A 15,483-nucleotide genomic window follows, 5' to 3' on the forward strand; every position below is an offset into this window, starting at 1 on the left:
TTCACGCCGCCTCCGGCATTAGTATTCGCACATTGCCAGCAACCTGACATTTTCTCCTTACTGGCAACCACCTGAAAATCACTCATACTTTAATCGGTAAACAGTACCTTTAGATGCTATTTTCGATACGCAATTTCAATCAAGGAGTCATTATGGCTGGTTGGTTTGAACTCAGTAAAAGCAGTGATAATCAGTTTCGGTTTGTACTAAAAGCAGGCAATGGCGAGATTATTCTCACCAGTGAGCTGTATACCTCAAAAGCCTCTGCGGAAAAGGGGATCGCTTCAGTACGCAGCAATAGCTCGCAGGACGAACGCTATGAGAAAAAAACGGCGAGCAACGGCAAGTTTTATTTCAATCTGAAAGCCGCCAATCATCAGATTATCGGCACCAGCCAGATGTACGCCACCGCGCAATCTCGTGAAACCGGAATTGCCTCTGTTAAAGCCAATGGCGCCAGCCAGACAGTGAAAGACAATACCTAATTGTTATGCCGGGCGTGGGTTGTTGGCGTCCGGCGCTTTACCAGATCCCCCCTACAGCGCTACAATGCCCGCCCTTAAAGTGGGGGCACTCCCCTAACCGCTTCATCAGGTGAAGCGGATCTGACCTGTCATCAGAACGAGAGAATTATGTTTAAACCGGAACTCCTTTCCCCGGCGGGAACGCTGAAAAATATGCGTTACGCTTTCGCTTATGGCGCAGATGCTGTTTATGCGGGCCAGCCGCGTTACTCCCTGCGCGTGCGCAATAATGAATTCAACCATGAAAATCTCCAGCTCGGCATCAATGAAGCACACGCTCTGGGGAAAAAGTTTTATGTCGTGGTCAATATTGCACCGCACAACGCCAAGCTGAAAACTTTTATCCGTGACCTGAAACCGGTGGTGGAAATGGGGCCGGATGCGCTGATTATGTCCGATCCGGGGCTGATTATGCTGGTGCGTGAGCACTTCCCTGAAATGCCGATCCACCTCTCAGTACAGGCTAACGCCGTGAACTGGGCAACGGTGAAATTCTGGCAGCAAATGGGCCTGACCCGCGTGATCCTCTCTCGCGAGCTGTCGCTGGAAGAGATTGAAGAGATCCGTAATCAGGTGCCGGATATGGAGCTTGAGATCTTCGTTCACGGCGCATTGTGCATGGCCTACTCCGGTCGCTGCCTGCTCTCTGGCTATATCAACAAACGCGACCCGAACCAGGGCACCTGCACTAACGCCTGCCGCTGGGAGTACAACGTACAGGAAGGCAAAGAAGATGAAGTCGGCAACATCGTACACAAGTACGAACCGATTCCGGTGCAAAACGTTGAACCGACGCTGGGGATCGGCGCGCCAACTGATAAAGTGTTTATGATCGAAGAAGCCCAGCGTCCGGGCGAATATATGACCGCGTTCGAAGATGAACACGGCACTTACATCATGAACTCGAAAGACCTGCGCGCCATCGCCCACGTTGAGCGCCTGACTAAAATGGGCGTACATTCGCTGAAAATCGAAGGTCGTACCAAATCTTTCTACTATTGTGCCCGTACCGCGCAGGTTTATCGTAAAGCGATTGATGATGCGGCGGCGGGCAAACCGTTCGATACCAGCCTGCTGGAAACACTGGAAGGTCTGGCGCATCGTGGTTACACCGAAGGATTCCTGCGTCGGCATACTCACGACGATTATCAGAACTATGAATACGGTTATTCGGTTTCTGATCGCCAACAGTTTGTTGGTGAGTTTACCGGTGAACGCAAAGGCAACTTTGCTGCTGTAGCAGTGAAAAATAAATTCTCCGTTGGCGACAGCCTTGAGCTGATGACGCCACAAGGCAACATTAACTTTACCCTTGAGCACATGGAAAACGCCAAAGGTGAAGCAATGCCGGTCGCACCTGGCGATGGTTATACTGTGTGGCTCCCAGTACCGCAGGATCTTGAGCTGAATTACGCGCTGTTGATGCGTAATTTCTCCGGGGAAACCACGCGTAATCCGCACGGTAAGTAATTAATTTCGATTATTTTTCCCGGATGGAAAATTCTTAGAAACCGATCACATACAGCTGCATTTATTATGGTTATCATCCGTTTCGCTGAAAAACATAACCCATAAAATGCTAGCTGTACCAGGAACCACCTCCTTAGCCTGTGTAATCTCCCTTACACGGGCTTATTTTTTACGCGTAATTCATGCAGCCAGACAATCATAGCAATAAATTCCGGGGTACTTAACACATAAAACACACAATAACAACAACACCATTAACAAATTACAACAAAGATCACATAAATAAAAATTGACAATTGACCTGTAGTTCATCATTTGTAAATTCATGATTTATATCAATCACGCTTTGAGTTCGCAGTAAGCTTATAAATTACAAAAACGATTAAATAAAAAACCACACAATAATATTAAATAAAAATACGGTATTGACTGCTTTTGTTTCAAAAGGAATTGCTATTAAAACTATATACTTTCATTTAGTTTTATCAATTAATGCATAACTTCAAATGTAACATCAAAAACAATACACCTCGAAACAATCACACAAAGCAACAAGGACACCCAAACAACTAAGGCACTAATAAAAAGGAGAGTCCCAATGTAATTCTTTTATTCTTCCATTAATTTCTACTATCTTTATCATAAATAGGACCATAATAATGGCTAACAAACGTACACCTATTTTTATAGCTGGAATCTTGATCCCCATTTTATTAAATGGTTGCTCATCAGGAAAAAATAAAGCTTATCTTGACCCCAAAGTTTTCCCTCCTCAAGTGGAAGGAGGACCAACCGTTCCTTCCCCCGATGAGCCCGGACTTCCATTGCCCGGGCCAGGACCGGCGCTGCCCACAAATGCGCCAATCCCTATCCCTGAACCAGGTACCGCACCCGCAGTATCTTTAATGAATATGGATGGCTCAGTTCTAACAATGTGGAGCCGCGGAGCTGGTTCATCGTTATGGGCGTATTATATCGGCGACTCCAATTCATTTGGGGAACTACGTAATTGGCAGATTATGCCCGGAACCAGGCCAAATACGATACAGTTTCGCAATGTAGACGTTGGTACCTGTATGACAAGTTTCCCAGGATTTAAAGGGGGAGTACAACTTTCTACAGCACCTTGCAAGTTTGGACCGGAACGTTTCGATTTCCAGCCAATGGCAACACGCAATGGTAATTACCAGTTAAAATCTTTATCTACAGGTTTATGCATCAGAGCGAATTTTTTAGGAAGAACACCATCATCTCCGTACGCAACGACATTAACAATGGAGCGTTGCCCATCAAGTGGAGAGAAAAACTTTGAATTCATGTGGTCCATAAGCGAACCATTAAGGCCGGCTCTGGCCACTATTGCCAAGCCAGAAATACGCCCATTTCCACCACAGCCAATAGAACCGGATGAGCATTCAACTGGAGGAGAACAATGAAAAAATATATTATATCTCTGATAGTGTTTTTATCATTTTACGCTCAAGCAGATTTAACTGATTTTCGCGTTGCGACCTGGAATCTTCAAGGTGCATCCGCTACAACTGAAAGTAAATGGAATATAAATGTCCGGCAATTAATTTCTGGTGAAAATGCTGTAGACATTTTAGCTGTACAAGAGGCAGGCTCTCCGCCGTCAACGGCTGTAGATACAGGTAGAGTTATTCCTTCCCCAGGAATTCCCGTCCGAGAGCTTATCTGGAACTTGTCGACAAATAGCAGGCCACAGCAAGTATATATATATTTTTCCGCTGTTGATGCCCTCGGTGGAAGAGTCAATCTTGCTCTGGTTAGCAATCGGCGGGCCGATGAAGTGTTTGTTCTTCGTCCTGTAAGACAAGGTGGACGACCATTGCTTGGCATACGAATTGGTAATGATGCATTTTTCACTGCACACGCCATAGCTACGCGAAACAATGACGCGCCTGAACTTGTTGAAGAAGTATATAGCTTCTTCCGCGACAGCAGAGACCCAGTACACCAGGCGCTTAACTGGATGATTCTTGGTGATTTCAACCGTGAACCTGCGGATTTAGAGATGAACCTTACTGTTCCCGTAAGAAGGGCATCAGAAATTATTTCACCAGCGGTGGCAACACAAACCAGCCAGCGAACATTAGATTATGCAGTAGCAGGAAACTCTGTGGCATTTAGACCATCTCCGCTACAAGCGGGAATTGTATATGGAGCCAGAAGGACTCAAATATCTTCAGATCATTTCCCTGTTGGCGTATCCAGACGATAAAAGAGGCTATCATAATGAAAAAATTAGCAATTGTTTTTACTATGCTGCTAATAGCTGGATGCTCTTCATCACAGGATTCAGCTAACAATCAGATAGATGAATTAGGAAAAGAAAACAATTCTCTATTCACATTCCGCAATATCCAAAGTGGCTTTACGATCCATAATGGATTAGATCAGCATGGCCGAGAGACTATTGGATGGGAAATAGTCCCTGTGAAAACACCTGAAGAAGCACTTGTTACCGATCAAAGCGGGTGGATAATGATTCGAACGCCAAACACAGACCAATGTTTAGGGACGCCTGATGGAAGGAACCTGCTAAAAATGACGTGTAATTCAACAGATAAGAAAACTTTGTTTTCTCTCATACCGTCAACAACAGGGGCAGTACAAATCAAAAGCGTTCTGTCTGGACTTTGTTTCTTAGATAGTAAAAATAGCGGATTAAGTTTTGAAACGGGAAAATGCATTGCTGACTTCAAAAAACCATTTGAAGTTGTACCACAGAGCCATTTGTGGATGTTGAACCCATTAAATACTGAATCGCCTATTATTTAATCCCATCATTGCCCGGCATTTTGCCGGGCACATAAAAAGCATTATCGTAATAAGTTAAACCTCTACTTTGCCTTATACTCTAAATAGTTGCGCCGAATAGTAGATCACTTAAAGAGAACTCAGCCCGGGGAATTGTTCCGATCTCATCAATTTGTAGTGGTCATTTATGTGTATTAGCTCAAACCCGCATTGTACCGTTGAAAGCCCCTACTGGTAGCGCCCTATATCCCCCTTACGCAGGCTTATTTTTTTGTACCGCGACTTTCATCCTGTTCTGACTCTGCCTTTTCTTTTCTGCTCTACACTTTCTTCAGACCAACGATTAAAGGCGAGCAACCATGACAGATTTCCCCGTCAGTTTACTGATTCTTAACGGCAAAAGCGCTGATAATGCAGCATTGCGCGAAGCTATCATGCTATTGCGTGAAGAAGGAATGACGATCCATGTGCGGGTCACCTGGGAGAAAGGCGATGCTGCACGATTTGTAGAAGAAGCCCGGAAACTGGGCGTCGCGACAGTGATTGCCGGTGGCGGCGATGGCACCATTAATGAAGTCTCCACAGCGTTGATTCAGTGTGAGAGGGATGACATACCCGCGCTGGGAATTTTGCCATTGGGAACAGCGAATGATTTTGCCACCAGCGTGGGGATTCCTGAGGCACTGGATAAGGCGCTGAAACTGGCAATTGCCGGTAATGCTGTTGCGATTGATGCGGCGCAGGTCAACCAGCAAACCTGCTTTATCAATATGGCGACGGGCGGATTTGGTACGCGCATCACCACGGAAACACCGGAGAAATTAAAAGCCGCACTGGGTGGCGTCTCTTACATCATTCACGGATTAATGCGTATGGATACACTGCAACCGGACCGTTGTGAAATCCGCGGCGAACATTTTCACTGGCAAGGAGATGCGCTGATTATTGGCATTGGTAATGGGCGTCAGGCGGGTGGCGGGCAGCAGTTATGCCCAAATGCGCTGATTAACGACGGCTTATTGCAACTACGCATTTTCACTGGTGACGACATTATCCCCGCCCTTGTTTCGACATTAAAGTCAGACGAAGAAAACCCGAATATTATCGAAGGCGCTTCGGCGTGGTTCGAAATAGAATCACCGCACGACATCACCTTTAATCTCGATGGCGAGCCATTGAATGGGCGAAAATTTCGTATTGAAATGCTTCCGGCGGCGTTGCATTGCCGATTACCACCAGATTGCCCATTATTGCGTTAATTAAAAGTTAATTCTCTCCAGAATAAGGGAGCATCAGTTTTGCCGGATGCGGCGTGAACGCCTTATCCGGCCTACGGGGTAGTGCTCGCATCAGGCGATAGTAATTTTGCTATCGAGATAAACGTCCTGCACGGCGTTAATCAATTTCACGCCGTCGGCCATCGATTTCTTGAACGCTTTACGTCCAAGAATCAGCCCCATGCCACCTGCGCGTTTGTTGATGACCGCAGTACGTACCGCATCGCTGAGGTCAGTTTCGCCACCTGCGGCTCCACCGGAGTTTATCAACCCTGCGCGGCCCATATAGCAGTTAGCTAACTGATAACGCACCAGATCAATCGGATTTTCGCTGGTCAGCTTGCTGTACACGCGATCGTCGGTGTAACCGTAGTTAATCGCTTTATAGCCGCCGTTATTCTCTGCCATTTTCTGTTTAACGATGTCGGCACCAATGGTCGCCGCCAGATGATTCGCCTGCCCGGTCAGGTCGGCGGATACATGGTAATCAACACCATCTTTCTTAAATGCAGAGTTACGCAGATACGCCCACAGCACGGTGACCATGCCCAGCTCATGCGCACGTTCAAAGGCCGCAGAAATTTCTTCAATCTGACGACGTGACTCTTCCGAGCCAAAATAAATGGTCGCGCCAACCGCCACCGCGCCCATATTGAACGCCTGTTCTACGCTGGCATACAGCGTTTGATCATAGGTATTCGGGTAGCTTAACGTTTCGTTGTGATTGAGTTTGACGAGGAAGGGAATACGGTGCGCGTAACGCCGCGATACTGATGCCAGCACGCCGTAGGTCGACGCCACACAGTTGCAGCCAGCTTCAATCGCCAGTTCAACAATATTCTTCGGGTCGAAATAGAGCGGATTAGCGGCAAATGAAGCCCCCGCAGAATGCTCAACCCCCTGGTCCACGGGCAGAATAGAAAGATATCCAGTTCCTGCCAGACGCCCGGTGTTGTACAGAGTTTGCATATTACGTAGCACTGCTGGCGGACGATTATTATCCATCATCACGCGGTCTACGTAGTCATGTCCAGGGAGATAAAGCTGGTCAGAAGGAATAGTCATACAACGATGCTGTAAAAGGTTGTCGGCGTCTTTGCCAAGCAACTGCGCAATATCTGTCATTACTATGCTCCCGTAAATTCCGATTAGATATCGGCTATGGATTGTCCTGGCCCGCTTTCCGCGGACAATCATAATCCTGGCTGCTATACGCGATTTTTTCCATCTTTCGGCTGTTTTTTCAGCGTTTACTATTGGCACTATTCATCAGAAAAGTGTTATAGCGGTCAAGTTTTCACCTTAAAGGTATTTAAAAGGTATTATTAAATGGTATTGTCATCGCGTACCTTACATTACCTGTCATGAAGGAATTAAAAGATGAAAACAACAGCAAAGCTGTCGTTCATGATGTTTGTTGAATGGTTTATCTGGGGCGCGTGGTTCGTACCATTGTGGCTGTGGTTAAGTAAAAGCGGTTTTAGTGCCGGAGAAATTGGTTGGTCGTATGCCTGTACCGCCATTGCGGCGATCCTGTCGCCGATTCTGGTTGGCTCTATCACCGACCGTTTTTTCTCGGCGCAGAAAGTGCTGGCAGTGTTGATGTTTGCTGGTGCCGTACTGATGTATTTCGCTGCACAACAGACAACGTTTGCCGGGTTCTTCCCGTTACTGCTGGCCTACTCGCTAACCTATATGCCGACCATTGCACTGACTAACAGTATCGCCTTTGCCAATGTGCCAGATGTTGAGCGTGATTTTCCGCGCATCCGCGTGATGGGTACCATCGGCTGGATTGCTTCTGGTCTGGCGTGTGGCTTCTTGCCGCAAATGCTGGGTTATGCCGATATCTCACCAACCAATATTCCGCTGCTGATCACCGCCGCAAGTTCGGCACTGCTGGGCGTTTTTGCGTTGTTCTTGCCAGATACGCCGCCAAAAAGCACCGGCAAAATGGATATAAAAGTTATGCTCGGCCTGGATGCGTTGATCCTGCTGCGTGATAAAAACTTCCTCGTCTTTTTCTTCTGTTCATTCCTGTTTGCAATGCCGCTGGCGTTCTACTACATCTTTGCCAACGGTTATCTGACCGAAGTCGGTATGAAAAACGCCACCGGCTGGATGACGCTCGGTCAGTTCTCTGAAATCTTCTTTATGCTGGCATTGCCGTTTTTCACCAAACGTTTTGGTATCAAAAAGGTATTATTGCTTGGTCTGGTCACCGCCGCGATCCGCTATGGATTCTTTATTTACGGCAGTGCGGATGAATATTTCACTTACGCGCTATTGTTCCTCGGCATTTTGCTGCACGGCGTAAGTTACGATTTTTACTACGTTACCGCCTACATCTATGTCGATAAAAAAGCACCGGTGCATATGCGAACCGCCGCACAGGGGCTGATTACGCTTTGCTGCCAGGGCTTCGGCAGTTTGCTCGGTTACCGTCTTGGCGGCGTAATGATGGAGAAAATGTTCGCGTATCAGGAACCGGTAAATGGACTGACTTTTAACTGGGCCGGGATGTGGACTTTCGGTGCGATGATGATTGCCATTATTGCCGTGCTGTTCATGGTTTTTTTCCGCGAATCCGACAACGAAATTACGGCTATCAAAGTCGATGATCGCGACATTGCGTTAACACAGGGGGAAGTTAAATGAAAACAGAACGTATTCTCGGTGCTCTTTACGGGCAGGCGTTAGGGGATGCGATGGGAATGCCCTCCGAGCTTTGGCCACGCTCCCGCGTCAAAGCGCATTTTGGCTGGATTGACCGTTTTCTGCCAGGACCAAAGGAGAATAACGCGGCCTGTTATTTTGACTGCGCCGAATTTACCGACGACACCTCAATGGCGCTCTGTCTGGCAGATGCGTTGCTGGAGCGCGAAGGCGAAATCGACCCGGATCTGATTGGGCGTAATATTCTCTGCTGGGCCGAACGCTTCGACGCGTTTAACAAAAACGTTCTTGGGCCGACGTCAAAAATAGCCCTCAATGCCATTCGTGAGGGTAAACCTGTTGCCAAACTCGAAAACAACGGCGTGACCAACGGCGCGGCAATGCGAGTGTCTCCGCTGGGATGTTTACTTCCGGCGCGCGATATTGATTCCTTTATTGATGATGTAGCGCTGGCGTCCAGCCCGACCCATAAATCCGATCTGGCGGTCGCGGGCGCGGTAGTCATTGCATGGGCGATTTCTCGTGCCATTGACGGAGAAAACTGGTCAACAATTGTCGACTCACTCCCCTCGATTGCGTTATATGCACAACAAAAACGTATCACCACGTTCAGCGCTTCTCTGGCGGCTCGTCTGGAAATTGCACTAAAAATTGTCCGCAACGCCGACGGTACAGAATCCGCCAGCGAACGGCTTTATCAGGTCGTTGGCGCAGGCACCAGCACCATTGAGTCCGTGCCGTGCGCCATTGCACTGGTTGAACTGGCACAAACCGACCCAAACCGTTGCGCCATCCTGTGCGCTAATCTTGGCGGCGATACCGACACCATCGGTGCTATGGCGACGGCGATTTGTGGCGCGTTGCATGGCGTTAACGCTATCGATCCTGCGTTAAAAGCAAAACTGGATGCGGTAAATCAGCTTGATTTCAACCGCTATGCCACGGCGCTGGCGAAATATCGGCAACAACGGGAGGCAGTATGAGCAGCGCTCAATTACACACGCTGCTGCCTGAATTAACGACGCGTCAGCCGGTTATGGTGATTGGCGCGGCGGTCATTGATGTGATCGCCGACGCTTACGCCCTGCCCTGGCGCGGGTGCGATATCGAGCTGAAGCAGCAAAGCGTAAACGTTGGCGGCTGCGCGCTGAATATTGCCATGGCGTTAAAACGCCTCGGCATCGAAGCAGACAACGCATTGCCGCTCGGTCAGGGAGTATGGGCGGAGATTATTCGCAACCGGATGGCGAAAGAGGGATTAATCAGCCTCATCGATAACGCCGAAGGCGATAACGGCTGGTGCCTGGCGCTGGTTGAGCCTGATGGCGAACGCACGTTTATGTCGTTCAGTGGGGTGGAAAATCAGTGGAATCGCGAATGGTTGGCACGATTAACCGTTGCGCCTGGCAGCCTGCTCTATTTTTCCGGCTATCAACTGGCCTCGCCCTGCGGCGAATTATTAGTGGAATGGCTGGAAGGGCTGAACGACGTGATGCCATTTATCGATTTTGGCCCGCGTATTGGCGATATCCCGGATGCATTACTTGAACGCATCATGACCTGTCGACCATTGGTGTCACTCAATCGCCAGGAAGCTGAAATTGCCGCCGAACGTTTTGCTTTATCCACCGATATAACGACGCTCGGCAAGCAATGGCAGGAAAAATTTGCCGCGCCATTGATCGTGCGTCTCGACAAAGAAGGCGCGTGGTATTTTAGTGCGCAATCTTCTGGTTGTATTCCGGCATTTCCGACGCAAGTCGTAGACACGATTGGTGCGGGTGATAGCCACGCAGGTGGCGTTCTGGCCGGGTTGGCCTCCGGCTTACCGCTGGCAGACGCGGTGCTGCTGGGTAATGCTGTCGCGTCATGGGTGGTCGGGCATCACGGCGGTGATTGTGCGCCAACGCGTGAGGAACTACTCCTCGCACACAAAAACGTATAGATCGCTGCGACAGTGGCTGATGCTGTACTCAACAGGCCGTTGCTGTTGGTCAAGCGCCACTTGCTTGATCACCAGCACCGGTATTTTGCTATCTAGCTGAATGTGTGACTGAAACTCAGCATCCGGCATCCGGGCGCTAACGCGGGAACGTGTACGTTGCGGGTAAATATGCTGACTGCGGAAGTAGTCATAGAGAGAGATACCGATGGCATCAACATCATGAATTAAATGCACCGGAACCCACGATTCTTCAATCGATACCGCTTCTTCATCGACATAACGAATACGCTTCAACAAAAAGACATCACTGCCCGCTTCGACCGCCAGTTGCTGCGCCACCTCTTCAGGGCATTTAACGACTCGCTTGTTAACCCATAGCGTATCGGGCTTTTTCCCGCGCAACACCACCTGCTGAGAAAAACCTCGCGCTTCTTTCAACGAGTATTCGAAGATGTTGTTGATTTGCGTGCCGTAACCACGCGAACGTGTCACCACGCCCTCTTCTTCCAGCGCCTGCATTGCTTTGCGTACCGTAATGCGCGAAACGCCGGTTAACTGGCTCAAATCACGCTCGCCGGGCAAAATATTGCCATGCTCCAGCACCCCGCTGCGCACGGCATTTTTCACCGTTTCAGCAAACTTAATATAAAGCGGCGTGTTGTCCGCCGCTAAAATACGTTCGTTCAGTTGGGCGATAAGCCGGGTATGCGCTTGTTCCATTTGTCTTTTTCCAGGCGATGGGTCTGGCGGAAGTATATCACGCGCCTATTGTCTTAGCAGTTTCTTCACCGCCAGCACATGCTTGCACGGTCCTCTTTCGCCCTGATATTTACTGAACCATTCACAGGTACAGCGTTCACCGTTGCCGTCGAGAATGACCGTATGTCGAACACCACTTCCCTCGACCCGCGCCTCGATTCTGGCTGGTTGCTGACTAATAATCTCAACTTTATTCTCTTGCAGCAATTTATCAGCCCCTTTCAGGCGCGGGTTCAGACTCATTATGCGGGAGAGTTTGAACGGCAACTGGCGATAAAAATAAGCATTATCGGTAAGGTCGTAACCCAGTAATCCCATTGCTGCCAGTTGCGCGGCTAATGTGTCGGTTTTTCCCAGCCACTGACTGCCACCGGAAGTGAAAAATGTCGGGCTAATGGCCTGGTTGGCCTGTGCCTGCTCATCAAAAACAGTCAGCCAGCTTTCGTCAATACCCTCATTTAGCGCATCCAGCGTCGCCCCTTCACCAGAAAATCCACGCCAGCAATCGCGTGATAAAGAAAGCGTGAAACGCAGATCGCCAAACCAGAGTTGCCAGGTGGTGGATTGCATATCTGGTTGTGCGAAGACCTGCAAGCAGTCAACAAAAGGTAACAAGGGTTCCAGTAAGCGCAGGCGATGCAGACCGCCGATACACACTGCATTGACTGATTTTACTGGCGAAAATTGTGGTGTCGTACCACGCACCTGCAAATAGTAATCAGTTTTCACCTGCCCTTTGGGTAATGAGCGAAACAGTTGCTGTGCCTGAACTTTATTAAACTGATGACCTTTTACCGACTGTGCAAGGTATACCTGCACGCTACTAAGACCTTTGATCCATTTCACTGGAAGTGGCACTTTGCGTTCAATAACCTGCTGACTCTCAAGATGTAGGCCAACCGATTTTTGCCCTACCGAAAGCGTAACCGCTTCGCTATTGCGCACTCCCGCCAGCGCCGACAGCATCGGTTGGTTGAAATCAACATTAGTCGTACCGCTTTGTAAAAACTCGCCATTTAAGCCATCGGGCAAAATATCGAGCCGCGCATAAACCCCGGCGCAATGGGAAAACCCTTCAAACCGCACCCGTTCATATCCTGCACTGACAATGGGATCTTTCAGTAGCGCTAGTTGCGCGGGCGAAAGGTTAAAGCTCGACTTCACCACGTTAGACAACGCAATTAAACAACGCGCCATCAAAAAAGGTTGCCTGACCTGACCGACAAAGAAACAGGGCGCATCGGATGCCTTTTGGATCTCGCTATATTTTGCCAGACGTAATTCATCCTGGCCGTTCGTTTTATGCAAAACGGATGGGATGTTGTAACAATAAGTGAGCGTATCTTCCATTTATAACTTCCTTGTGAGTTCGAGTTGCAGCTCATTGAGCTTTTTGTAATTGGTGATTTTTACTGTATTCAAATGGCTATCCATTGCAGTGACCATCTCCAGTAATGACTGATTATGGCGAGAACTGATATTGATAAGCGACTGCATAGCGAGATCGGTAAAACGTTTGAGTGGTGCCCAGTTTTCTTTTTCCAGACGCCCCAGGATGTCGCCGATATGGGTAGAATTCACGCCTTGTGGATAACGCAGTTTATCAATCCATAATTCGCCAGCAAGAGCACGGACCGTTTTGTCGGCATGAAGCATACAAAGCCCGGTAAGCAAGTGGCCCATGGGAGAAAGTGGCAAAGGGAGATCGTAAAGTGCCTGGAGGATTTCCAGATTCGATTTCGTTGATGAAATGTTTGGATCATGAAAATTCATTTCTATATAACGCATGAGTGTGGCATCACCCTGCCAGGGGAAAGCATACAGCGTTCGCCGCTTATACTCTCCGCCAAAGTAACTGTATTTAGAGCAAGGCATGAAACTGCCAGCATAGAACAAAGTCATCTCCAGATTTTGAACAGCCGTTGTAACGTCAAAATTGAATGTTCTTACTGGGGAGTTTTTTTTATCTCCCTTGATAAACCAGGGGAAAATATTACTTAATAATTCCATCGGTAACGCGTGTTTTTCCAGCAATGTATACCCGACATCAAAAGACGTTGTATCAGGATTCACCGCACTGCGGGTAATAATGGCCGCCAGTTTCCATTCTTCATGCGCGACTTGTGCTAATGCGTCTTGCGCGCCGGAAAACAAATATCGCACTAATGCAGCATATTCGGTGTTAAGTTGTGAAATATCAGGTTGACTGCCAATAAATACACACCGTTGAATCGCAAGTTGCATATCCTGACTGCAAGGTTCTACACCCGCATTTTGGTATTGCAAAAGGCGCAGGACAAACACCGCCGGGTCAATAAAGCAAGGCAGATGCGTGGGTGTTGAAAGCAAAGGCAGATTAACGTTATTTTTTAATAGCAACAGAATATTTTTGAAAAACGCAATCCATGAGCGACTTCTTTTTTTGTCTTCCTTATCATAGGAATGAAACCCCCAGTCTATCTTTTTCCATTCGTCAGTTGTATTTTTTAACTCCTGAAAATTTTCATATACTATTTTAATTTTTGCTGTCTGTAGTGGAAAACGTGAGATAAGTTCTGCCGCATATTCCATAAAGAAAAAGCCCAACATCCCGTCAAAAAAAGAAATATGTTCAGATGTCTCCAGCGCCTGCATAAATGCAGGTTCCAGTTGGTTCACATTCTCTTCATTAATTTCAGGAGCAAAACGTAACAATGCAGCTGGTAACAGGTCAAAGTAATACGACTCGACGTTATAAAATGCCTGCCCTGCCAGGAAGACAAAATCATCCCAGGTCTCAATTTCTGCAATACGGTTATCTTCACGAATCAGTGGTAAAAGTGCGGATAGTTCATCATATTCATTGTTCAATATTGGCTGAATACCAGGAAAGCCAGTCAACAATTCCCGAGCACCAGTAAGCATATTGTCTGCATAACTGTTTAATAGCAAGCTAAATCCGGGTTCCATGGGGTTACCATATTTAGCTATTAACTTAGCGGCTTTATTTTGCAGGCTAATATCTTTACTTAGAAATACAGCAGTAAGATGTTGACATATTTCTGGTCTTTTTTCTGATTGTTGTTTAGCTAATTTATCAGCAATTACTAATGCACTATCGACAATGCTTTTAGTGGTAGCAGAAAATAGCTGCGGAAGATAAGTGATAAACTCATTATAACGAAAATCTCTGTGATCGACGATCTTTTTGATTGCCTGTAATGCCGTCGCGACAGGTTTGCTCTGTGGACAACAAAACGTTGAAAATAACTCTTCCTGTAGTTGTAAGCACTCATCTATCGTCGGTTGCAGTAAAGTAAATAGCGTGGCGTACCAGCATGTTTGTTCACGATTAAAATTACGATTAACCGCGAGCAAACTCTCTTGTAATACTCTTATTCTGTTGATACGTTTTTCCGTGATATATTTTTTGAAGAAATATATCCATTTCCGTTCTCCGGCATCCTCAGGTTTACTTTCCTTTGGATACCACTGATCTGACCATGCAACACCGCATGGATAATTAAACACCATCCAGATATGCTCATCTAAAGAAAAGCGATATTTTTCAAGATTTGATGCAGAGGTGATTTTACTAACAATAACCTGCGGTGTAATATTGCCAACATATCCTTCGGCAATCCAGTCGCAGAGAGTGGCATAATCTATTGAAAAATGTCCACCTTTAATATCACCATTAATATAATCAGTAAGCCATTCCGGGCAGTGCCATTTGAGTGTCTGTTTAACTGCCTCATTAGAACTCAGCAAGTTACGTTCAATATTTTTACAGTCTTTTCGTACATAGCAACCGATGATCGCCAGGCTAAGCATCTCTAACTGATTTTTTGTACCATCTTGCTGGTAAGTTCCACCACGAAGACCGCCGATACTTACTTCATGCCATTGATACTCGCCTAATCGTTTCACGTCTTTCTTTATAAGCGGCACTAAATTTTTTCGCTGCTTATCATCCAGCGACTTCAGAAATGCTAATAACTGCGCTGAATTCCCTGATTCAATAATTTTGCTGTATTGCTCTTGGGTTGTATCCATTATTCTTCTCCCTGAA

The 15,483-nt window shown here is 47.3% G+C and carries 13 protein-coding genes; 9 read left to right on the plus strand and 4 right to left on the minus strand.

The annotated features are described in order from the left end of the window. The first annotated feature begins 152 nt into the window (after positions 1 to 152). The 6 genes from PS053_RS05840 to yegS all read left to right on the plus strand — a co-directional run bounded on the left by PS053_RS05840 (position 153) and on the right by yegS (position 6,034). Complete coding sequence (locus tag PS053_RS05840; RefSeq protein ID WP_025238759.1) at positions 153 to 485, plus strand: YegP family protein; 333 nt, start codon at positions 153 to 155, stop codon at positions 483 to 485. A gap of 147 nt (positions 486 to 632) precedes the next feature. Continuing rightward, a complete protein-coding gene (trhP, locus tag PS053_RS05845; RefSeq protein ID WP_256879355.1) occupies positions 633 to 1,994 on the plus strand; it encodes a prephenate-dependent tRNA uridine(34) hydroxylase TrhP in 1,362 nt (453 codons plus the stop codon). A 659-nt stretch (positions 1,995 to 2,653) separates the two neighbouring features. Beyond that, complete coding sequence (gene cdtA, locus PS053_RS05850; RefSeq protein ID WP_072179090.1) at positions 2,654 to 3,430, plus strand: cytolethal distending toxin type II subunit CdtA; 777 nt, start codon at positions 2,654 to 2,656, stop codon at positions 3,428 to 3,430. Further along, on the plus strand, positions 3,427 to 4,236 hold the full coding sequence (gene cdtB, locus PS053_RS05855) for a cytolethal distending toxin type II nuclease subunit CdtB (RefSeq protein WP_105175874.1): 810 nt from the start codon (positions 3,427 to 3,429) through the stop codon (positions 4,234 to 4,236). Before cdtA ends, cdtB begins: the two co-directional genes overlap by 4 nt. Positions 4,237 to 4,250: 14 nt before the next feature. Beyond that, positions 4,251 to 4,796, plus strand: coding sequence for a cytolethal distending toxin type II subunit CdtC (cdtC, locus tag PS053_RS05860; protein ID WP_000731773.1), 546 nt, complete (start codon positions 4,251 to 4,253; stop codon positions 4,794 to 4,796). Between the two features lie 338 nt (positions 4,797 to 5,134). Further along, positions 5,135 to 6,034 carry a lipid kinase YegS gene (yegS, locus tag PS053_RS05865; protein WP_059215942.1) on the plus strand — a complete coding sequence of 300 codons (900 nt, stop codon included), beginning with the start codon at positions 5,135 to 5,137 and terminating at the stop codon, positions 6,032 to 6,034. Between the two features lie 90 nt (positions 6,035 to 6,124). Here the strand turns inward: yegS and fbaB are convergent, their stop codons facing one another. After that, positions 6,125 to 7,177 (minus strand): class I fructose-bisphosphate aldolase, encoded by a 1,053-nt coding sequence (gene fbaB / locus PS053_RS05870; RefSeq protein ID WP_000129582.1) that lies wholly within the window; start codon positions 7,175 to 7,177, stop codon positions 6,125 to 6,127. Between the two features lie 255 nt (positions 7,178 to 7,432). Between fbaB and PS053_RS05875 the strand changes: the two genes are divergently transcribed. Genes PS053_RS05875 through PS053_RS05885 form a run of 3 tightly spaced genes read left to right on the plus strand, consistent with a single transcriptional unit; the run spans position 7,433 to position 10,673 of the window. Further along, positions 7,433 to 8,710 (plus strand): nucleoside permease, encoded by a 1,278-nt coding sequence (locus tag PS053_RS05875; RefSeq protein ID WP_137649275.1) that lies wholly within the window; start codon positions 7,433 to 7,435, stop codon positions 8,708 to 8,710. Beyond that, positions 8,707 to 9,711, plus strand: coding sequence for an ADP-ribosylglycohydrolase family protein (locus PS053_RS05880; RefSeq protein ID WP_256879356.1), 1,005 nt, complete (start codon positions 8,707 to 8,709; stop codon positions 9,709 to 9,711). Before PS053_RS05875 ends, PS053_RS05880 begins: the two co-directional genes overlap by 4 nt. Continuing rightward, positions 9,708 to 10,673: a carbohydrate kinase family protein gene (locus PS053_RS05885; RefSeq protein ID WP_000092991.1), complete on the plus strand. Its 966-nt coding sequence runs from the start codon at positions 9,708 to 9,710 to the stop codon at positions 10,671 to 10,673. The genes PS053_RS05880 and PS053_RS05885 overlap by 4 nt, the downstream gene beginning before the upstream one ends. Here the strand turns inward: PS053_RS05885 and PS053_RS05890 are convergent. The 3 genes from PS053_RS05890 to PS053_RS05900 are packed head-to-tail and all read right to left on the minus strand — an operon-like array spanning position 10,647 to position 15,467. Continuing rightward, positions 10,647 to 11,393 carry a GntR family transcriptional regulator gene (locus PS053_RS05890; RefSeq protein ID WP_000434054.1) on the minus strand — a complete coding sequence of 249 codons (747 nt, stop codon included), beginning with the start codon at positions 11,391 to 11,393 and terminating at the stop codon, positions 10,647 to 10,649. The genes PS053_RS05885 and PS053_RS05890 overlap by 27 nt on opposite strands. A gap of 45 nt (positions 11,394 to 11,438) precedes the next feature. Continuing rightward, complete coding sequence (locus PS053_RS05895) at positions 11,439 to 12,782, minus strand: SWIM zinc finger family protein (RefSeq protein ID WP_059227991.1); 1,344 nt, start codon at positions 12,780 to 12,782, stop codon at positions 11,439 to 11,441. Continuing rightward, positions 12,783 to 15,467, minus strand: coding sequence for a DUF6493 family protein (locus PS053_RS05900; protein WP_273774805.1), 2,685 nt, complete (start codon positions 15,465 to 15,467; stop codon positions 12,783 to 12,785). Between the last annotated feature and the right edge of the window lie 16 nt (positions 15,468 to 15,483).

Origin of the sequence: Escherichia albertii (assembly GCF_028622335.1) — a bacterium.
Taxonomy (GTDB): Bacteria; Pseudomonadota; Gammaproteobacteria; order Enterobacterales; family Enterobacteriaceae; genus Escherichia; species Escherichia albertii.

Bases quoted from the DNA above. Each gene is read 5' to 3' on its own strand.
- PS053_RS05890 (WP_000434054.1), bottom strand. From the start codon at position 11,393: ATGGAACAAGCGCATACCCGGCTTATCGCCCAACTGAACGAACGTATT.
- cdtB (WP_105175874.1), top strand. From the start codon at position 3,427: ATGAAAAAATATATTATATCTCTGATAGTGTTTTTATCATTTTACGCT.
- PS053_RS05885 (WP_000092991.1), top strand. From the start codon at position 9,708: ATGAGCAGCGCTCAATTACACACGCTGCTGCCTGAATTAACGACGCGT.
- fbaB (WP_000129582.1), bottom strand. From the start codon at position 7,177: ATGACAGATATTGCGCAGTTGCTTGGCAAAGACGCCGACAACCTTTTA.
- cdtC (WP_000731773.1), top strand. From the start codon at position 4,251: ATGAAAAAATTAGCAATTGTTTTTACTATGCTGCTAATAGCTGGATGC.
- cdtA (WP_072179090.1), top strand. From the start codon at position 2,654: ATGGCTAACAAACGTACACCTATTTTTATAGCTGGAATCTTGATCCCC.
- PS053_RS05895 (WP_059227991.1), bottom strand. From the start codon at position 12,782: ATGGAAGATACGCTCACTTATTGTTACAACATCCCATCCGTTTTGCAT.
- PS053_RS05840 (WP_025238759.1), top strand. From the start codon at position 153: ATGGCTGGTTGGTTTGAACTCAGTAAAAGCAGTGATAATCAGTTTCGG.
- PS053_RS05875 (WP_137649275.1), top strand. From the start codon at position 7,433: ATGAAAACAACAGCAAAGCTGTCGTTCATGATGTTTGTTGAATGGTTT.
- PS053_RS05900 (WP_273774805.1), bottom strand. From the start codon at position 15,467: ATGGATACAACCCAAGAGCAATACAGCAAAATTATTGAATCAGGGAAT.
- yegS (WP_059215942.1), top strand. From the start codon at position 5,135: ATGACAGATTTCCCCGTCAGTTTACTGATTCTTAACGGCAAAAGCGCT.
- PS053_RS05880 (WP_256879356.1), top strand. From the start codon at position 8,707: ATGAAAACAGAACGTATTCTCGGTGCTCTTTACGGGCAGGCGTTAGGG.
- trhP (WP_256879355.1), top strand. From the start codon at position 633: ATGTTTAAACCGGAACTCCTTTCCCCGGCGGGAACGCTGAAAAATATG.